Here is a 5,852-nt window from a genome sequence, read left to right as displayed (position 1 = left end):
CGCCCCGCGGGCCCGCGCGCCGCGGCTCAGCCGGCTCGGACGGGCGCACGGCACCGGCCTGCTCGGATCGCCGGGACTCACCGGCGGCCGATACGGATCCGTGACCGGCACCGCGCCCGCTCCCCCGCTCGCCGCAGGACGCTGGTCCGCGCTGCCCTCACCGGAGCTCGATCCCACCATCCATGCGCGGGCCACCGCGGAGCTGCTGCTGGACCGCTACGGCGTGGTCACCCGCGGCTCGGTCATGGCAGAAAACATCCTCGGCGGCTTCGGCCTCATGTACAAGGTCCTGGCCCGGCTCGAGGAAGCCGGACGCTGCCGCCGCGGCTACTTCATCGAACACCTCGGTGCGGCGCAGTTCGCCGTCCCGGCCACGGTGGACCGGCTGCGGTCCTACGTCGAGGACGCCGAACTGCACAAGGCAGAACCGGTGGCCCTGGCCCTCGCCGCGACCGACCCTGCCAACCCGTACGGCGCCGCGCTGCCATGGCCCGCGCTCAACGTCGACGCCGGCACCGGCCACCGCCCGGGCCGGAAGGCCGGCGCCCTCGTGGTCCTGGTCGACGGCGCCCTGGCGCTGTACGTCGAGCGCGGCGGCAAGACCCTGCTCGCGTTCAGCGACGACCCCGACGTCCTGGCCGCGGCCGGCACGGCCCTGGTGGGTGTGGTGACCCGAGGCGCGGTGGACAAGCTGATCATGGAAAAGGTCAACGGCCACGGCATCCTGGACACCCCGGTGGCGGCCGCCCTCTCCCATGCCGGGGCCTATTCCACCCCCAAGGGACTGAGGATCCGTGCCTGAGGGCGATTCGGTCTTCCGCGCCGCCGCGCAGCTGCACGCAGCCCTGGCCGGGAAGGAACTGGTCTCCTCCGACTTCCGGGTCCCGCGCTTCGCCACCCTCAAGCTCGGCGGCTGGACCGTCGCCGAGGTGGTGCCCCGCGGCAAGCACCTGCTGATGCGCGTCCAGGGCCCGACGCCCACAGACCGGCTCACCATCCATTCGCACCTGAAGATGGAGGGCAGCTGGCAGGTCTACCCGCCCGGGGGCCGCTGGCGGAAGCCCGGCTTCACGGCCCGCTGCGTGCTGCGGACCGCCACGGCCGACGCCGTCGGGTTCTCCCTGGGCATCCTTGAGGTGGTCCGGACCGACCAGGAGGACACCATCGTGGGGCACCTCGGCCCGGACCTGCTGGGCCCGGACTGGGACGCGGCCGAGGCCGAACACCGGCTGCTCACAGCCCCGGACGTACCGATCGGCGTCGCCCTGCTGGACCAGAGCAAGCTGGCGGGGATCGGAAACATCTACCGGTGCGAGGCCTGCTTCCTCGCGGGCGTCCATCCGGCGTCGCCCGTCTCGGCAGTGCCGGACCTTCCCGCCATCATCACCGACGCCCAGGTCCTGCTCTCCGCCAACCTCGGGCCGGGCCGACGGACCACCGTCCTGAACGCCCGGGGCGTGCCGGTGGGCCGCACCGCCGGGCGTCCCGGCTACTGGGTCTACCGGCGCGAGCACCAGCCGTGCCTCAAATGCGGCACTCCGATCCGCCGCGGCGTCCTGGGCAAGGAGAACGGCGCCGGCACTGTCACCGAGGAACGGGACATCTACTACTGCCCCACCTGCCAGCCCCTGCCGGGCCCCGGATCAGAGGGCGCCGGCTGACGGGGCCCGCGGGAATCAACCCGCGGGAATCAATCGGCCGGGCCTCTGCCCGCCGCCACAGGGACCGCCGCCACAGGAACTGCCGTCCCGGCAACGGCGGCTTCCGCTTCAGTTCCGGCCGCTTCAGTTCCGGCCGCTTCAGTTCCGGCCGCCGGGACCGGACGCGCTTCCGGAACGGTGAACCGCGGCAGCAGCAACTGCACCAGGGGGCCAATGGCCAGCGCGTACAGCACCGTGCCCACACCGACCGAGCCGCCCAGCAGCCAGCCCGCGCCAAGGACCACCACTTCAATGCCGGTGCGGCACACCCGGACCGGCCAGCCCGTCCGCCGGGCGAGGCCCGTCATGAGCCCGTCCCGTGCGCCCGGGCCCAGACGGGCGCCGATGTAGCAGGCGGAGGCGACGCCATTGAGCAGCACCGCCCCGACAAGCAGGCAGATCTGGCCGCCCAGATGCGAAAACTGTGGAATCAGGGCCAGCCCGATGTCCGCGAAGACCCCCACCAGCACCGCGTTGCACAGGGTTCCGACGCCGGGCCATTGCCGGAGCGGGATCCACAGCAGCAGCACCAGGAAGCTGACAACCACCACCACCGTGCCGAGGCTGAGCCCGGTCCTGGCCGCCAGCCCCTGGTGGAGCACGTCCCACGGCGACGTGCCGAGGCTGGCGCGGATGACCATGGCGAGGGAAATGCCGTAAAGAGCGAGGCCGATGAGGAGCTGGAGGAGTCTGCGGGTCAACATGGTCTCCATCCTCCACGAAAACTGGCCTTGCAATCCATATCCAGTTTGAGATACTGGCTCTATGTCCGTCTCTTTGACTCCGGGGTCGCTGGCCCGCCTGCTGGGCGAGTGGAACGTCGGCGCCGCCCCCGCTTACCGCGAGCTGGCCGACGTCGTCCGCCTGCTCATCCTCGACGGCCGCGTCGCCCTGGACGTCGCCCTGCCGAGCGAGCGCTCGCTGGCAGCGGCCCTTGGCATCAGCCGCACCACGGTGACGGCGGCCTACGCCCTGCTGCGCGAGCAGGGTTTCCTCAGCAGCGGCCAGGGCAGCCGGAGCCGGAGCTGCATCCCGAGCCAGGGGCCCTTGCATGCCGGCGGCCACGACGGAGCCCTGCGGCTGAGTGGCGCGCCCGGCCTGGCGGTACCGGACGGGATCCTGGACCTGGCTTACGCCTCCCTGCCCGCCAGCGGCGAAGTGGTGCACCGGGCCTTTGCCGCCGCCCTGACCGAATTGCCGGCCCTGCTCCCGGGCTTCGGCTATGACGCCCTGGGCGTTGGCCCGCTCCGTGAAGCCATTGCGGCCCGGTACACCGCCGCCGGGGTCCCGACAACGGCTGCGCAGGTCCTGGTCACCTCCGGCGCCCAGCACGCGCTGAACATTGTGCTCCGCACATTGGCCGGGCCGTCCGGGACCAAGGTGCTGGTGGAGCATCCGAGCTACCCGAACGCCCTCGACGCGATCCGGGCTTCGGGCTGCCGACCGGTCCCGGTGGCCATGCCTTCCGCGGCCCCCGGCGGCGCACGCCCCAGCGGCAGAATCCACGGCGGCCGGGGCCACAGCGCAGGCGGCAACGACCCGGCCCACAACGGCCCTGTCTACAGCGGCGCAGGCGGCTGGGACCTCGAGGCCATGGAAACGGCGCTGCTCCAGCAGCGGCCCGCGATGGCGTACGTGGTGCCGGACTTCCACAACCCCACCGGCCGGCTGATGCCCGATTCCCAGCGGCGCCGGCTCGTGAAGGCGGCCGCGGCGTCGGGCACTGTGCTGGTGGTGGACGAGACGCTGCGGGAGTTGAACCTGGACGGCGCCGCGTCGACCCCCATGGCCGCTTTCAGCCCGGCGGTGGTCTCCCTCGGTTCCCTCAGCAAGTCGCACTGGGCAGGGCTGCGCACCGGCTGGATCCGCGCCAGCGAGCCCCTCATCCGGCGCTTCGCCGCTGCCCGCACCACCCTTGACCTGGGCGGGCCGGTGGTGGAGCAGCTGGCCGGGGCGCATCTGGTCAACGCCATGACGGAGCCGCTCCCCGACAGGCTGTCCGCGCTGCGCGAGAACCGGAACACACTGGTGGAACTAATTCGGGAGCACCTGCCGGGCTGGGAGCCCGAGTGGCCCGACGGCGGCCTGTCCGTCTGGTGCCGACTCCCGGCGCCGATCAGCACGGCATTGGCGGTGCTGGCCCCCGACGTCGGGATCCGGCTCGCCGCCGGACCCCGGTTCGGCGTCGGCGGCGCGTTTGAGCAGTACTTGCGGTTGCCGTTCACGCTTCCACCGGAACAGCTGGAGACAGCCGTGCTGGCATTGCGATCGGCGCAGGACCGGCTCGAGGCCTCCCCGCAGCTGCGGCGCAACCTGTCGTCCCCGCCAGCCGCGGCCATCGCCTGAATTCTGGGGCGCTTTCAGGCCTGTCCTGCGACGCCCGTTCATTCCTGCGCCCCGAGGTCGCCGGAAACGTCCGAAGTCGCCGGACCATTCCGGCGACTTCGGCCCGTTCCCGGCGAACTCGAGCGTTCAGGGCATCGCCAGGCAGGATGCGCGTCGCGGGATCAGGCGTAGACCTTCGCCAGGAACCCGGTCCAGGCTTGGGCCGTCGCCCCGACGTCCCCGCTGCCGCTGAAGTCGTGCACGGTCATYCCCACTGGCGCGCCGAAGGCGTTGCGCCCGAAGAAGCGGTACATCGTGTCCGCGGTCCGCAGGCCGAGGAAGTGCTCGTTGGCGAAGTCGATCTCGCCGGCCAGCGGCCCGACGCCGTCGAGCTCCAGCTCCACCGTCTCCCCCGGAACGGCAGTGTCGACGCCGAGGGCCCGCTTGAGCCGGTCGAAGCCATCCGGCGTCTGCGAAGCGGCGGGTGCCTGGATGTCCGTGAAGACCACGGGCTTGCCGTCGAAGTACTTCAGGTACTGGCCCAGGGTGTGCAGATAGAACGCCGTGTGCTTGCTGGCGCCGTCGTACTGCTCATCCCAGTTGTCCGCAAAGATGCCGCTGTGCACATAGTGCAGCCGGGCCCGGCCACCGTCGAGCGGTTCCAGGACGTGCTCCAGCTGGTTGAACCAGCCATCCGGTCCGTCCATCCGGGACACCAGATGGGAGGGGTATTCGTCCACGGTCCGGACCGCCGGCCATTGGTCCGTGGGGAACATCCAGGCCGGGGTGTCCTTGGTGACGGCCTCCCACACCCGTTCCGGGGTACCGGGCAGTTCGGTGTCGTAGACGATTTCGAATTTCCGTTGGTCAGTCATTGTCCTGCTCCTTGGCTTGTGGGTTCGTTTGTGGGATTGCTGTTTGTGGGGTTGCTGTTTGTGGGGTTGCCGTTTGTGGGTCTGCGTGCGCTGCCTTCGGCTGCGGCGCCTTGAGCGCCGGGTGCAGCGCGACGACCAGCCGGTGCTTGCGTCCCTCCGGCCGGCGACCGGACTGAGAACCTGCCTGCGGATCTGCCGGGGAACCTGCGGCGAGGTCACCGCCGTCGTGGTACTTGTCCACGAGCCGGGTCACGGCGACGCCGAGCTCCTCGGCGAAGGCCGCCCGGTCCGCCGCCGAACGGAAGGTAATCTCGCCGTCGATGGCAAAGGTGGCGAGTTTCTGCCGGGCCGCGGCCGCCCCGGCGATCAGCTGCCCCATCTCCTGGACCATGCGGGCAGCGAGTGCCAGCAGCCAGAAAGCGGAAAAGCGGTCCGAGAACCGGKGGGGGTCCGGCGCCACCGAGGCCAGCGCCGCCGGCGAAATCAGGTACGACGCCGCCGTCGCMCGCAGGATGCGTTCGGTCACGTTGCCGCGCCGCCGCTCCTCGACGAGCTCGACGAGCCCATGCCGCTCGAGCGCCTTGAGGTGGTAGTTCACCTTCTGCCGCGGCAGGCCCACCTTCGCGGCGAGCTGCGTCGCAGATCCGGGTTCGGCCAGCTCGCGCAGGATCCGCGTCCGGATCGGGTCCAGCGAGGCCTCCGCCGCGGCCGGATCCTCAATCACTCCGATGTCCAACATGCTTCCAGTCTGCCCGCCGACAATTTTATTTGTCAAGAACTTTTTTCTCGTCGGTGCTCGCGTGCGGGCAGCGGCGCATSGCGAGTTCGCCGGAAGCRTCCGMGGTCGCCGGAYCTTTCCGGCGACCTSGCACGGGTCCGGCGAACTGGAGCTTAGGGCGGCCGGCGGGAGAGGACGGCGGGCGGGCGGGGAGGCGAGGGACATGGACGCGGC

General features: G+C 71.1%; 6 protein-coding genes. 3 read left to right on the top strand and 3 right to left on the bottom strand.

Features of this window, described 5'->3' with window-relative positions:
- Together AC1D1S_RS18600 and AC1D1S_RS18595 are read left to right on the top strand one after the other, a co-directional pair.
- On the top strand, positions 1 to 802 hold an 802-nt coding region (locus tag AC1D1S_RS18600), incomplete at its 5' end, for an Lhr family helicase (RefSeq protein ID WP_476995155.1).
- A complete protein-coding gene (locus AC1D1S_RS18595; protein ID WP_243182151.1) occupies positions 795 to 1,661 on the top strand; it encodes a DNA-formamidopyrimidine glycosylase family protein in 867 nt (288 codons plus the stop codon). The genes AC1D1S_RS18600 and AC1D1S_RS18595, both read left to right, overlap by 8 nt.
- 29 nt (positions 1,662 to 1,690) lie before the next feature.
- Here the strand turns inward: AC1D1S_RS18595 and yczE are convergent, their stop codons facing one another.
- A complete protein-coding gene (gene yczE, locus AC1D1S_RS18590) occupies positions 1,691 to 2,404 on the bottom strand; it encodes a membrane protein YczE (RefSeq protein WP_476995154.1) in 714 nt (237 codons plus the stop codon).
- A 61-nt stretch (positions 2,405 to 2,465) separates the two neighbouring features.
- Between yczE and yczR the strand changes: the two genes are divergently transcribed.
- Positions 2,466 to 4,046, top strand: coding sequence for a MocR-like transcription factor YczR (gene yczR, locus AC1D1S_RS18585; protein WP_476995153.1), 1,581 nt, complete (start codon positions 2,466 to 2,468; stop codon positions 4,044 to 4,046).
- Between the two features lie 161 nt (positions 4,047 to 4,207).
- On the opposite strand, the gene AC1D1S_RS18580 is transcribed toward yczR, so the two are convergent.
- Positions 4,208 to 4,900, bottom strand: a complete 693-nt coding sequence (locus tag AC1D1S_RS18580) for an SRPBCC family protein (RefSeq protein ID WP_476995152.1) — start codon at positions 4,898 to 4,900, stop codon at positions 4,208 to 4,210.
- Positions 4,893 to 5,639 carry an ArsR/SmtB family transcription factor gene (locus tag AC1D1S_RS18575; protein WP_476995151.1) on the bottom strand — a complete coding sequence of 249 codons (747 nt, stop codon included), beginning with the start codon at positions 5,637 to 5,639 and terminating at the stop codon, positions 4,893 to 4,895. The genes AC1D1S_RS18580 and AC1D1S_RS18575 overlap by 8 nt, the downstream gene beginning before the upstream one ends.
- Positions 5,640 to 5,852: the final 213 nt, after the last annotated feature.

Source organism: Arthrobacter sp. P1_A5 (genome assembly GCF_056406825.1).
The sequence above is the reverse complement of the archived record's forward strand: the minus strand, read 5'-3'. Positions and strand labels throughout refer to the sequence as shown.

What these genes read in the sequence shown, in the direction of transcription:
- yczE (WP_476995154.1), bottom strand. Translation starts at nt 2,404, where the DNA reads ATGTTGACCCGCAGACTCCTCCAGCTCCTCATCGGCCTCGCTCTTTAC.
- yczR (WP_476995153.1), top strand. Translation starts at nt 2,466, where the DNA reads ATGTCCGTCTCTTTGACTCCGGGGTCGCTGGCCCGCCTGCTGGGCGAG.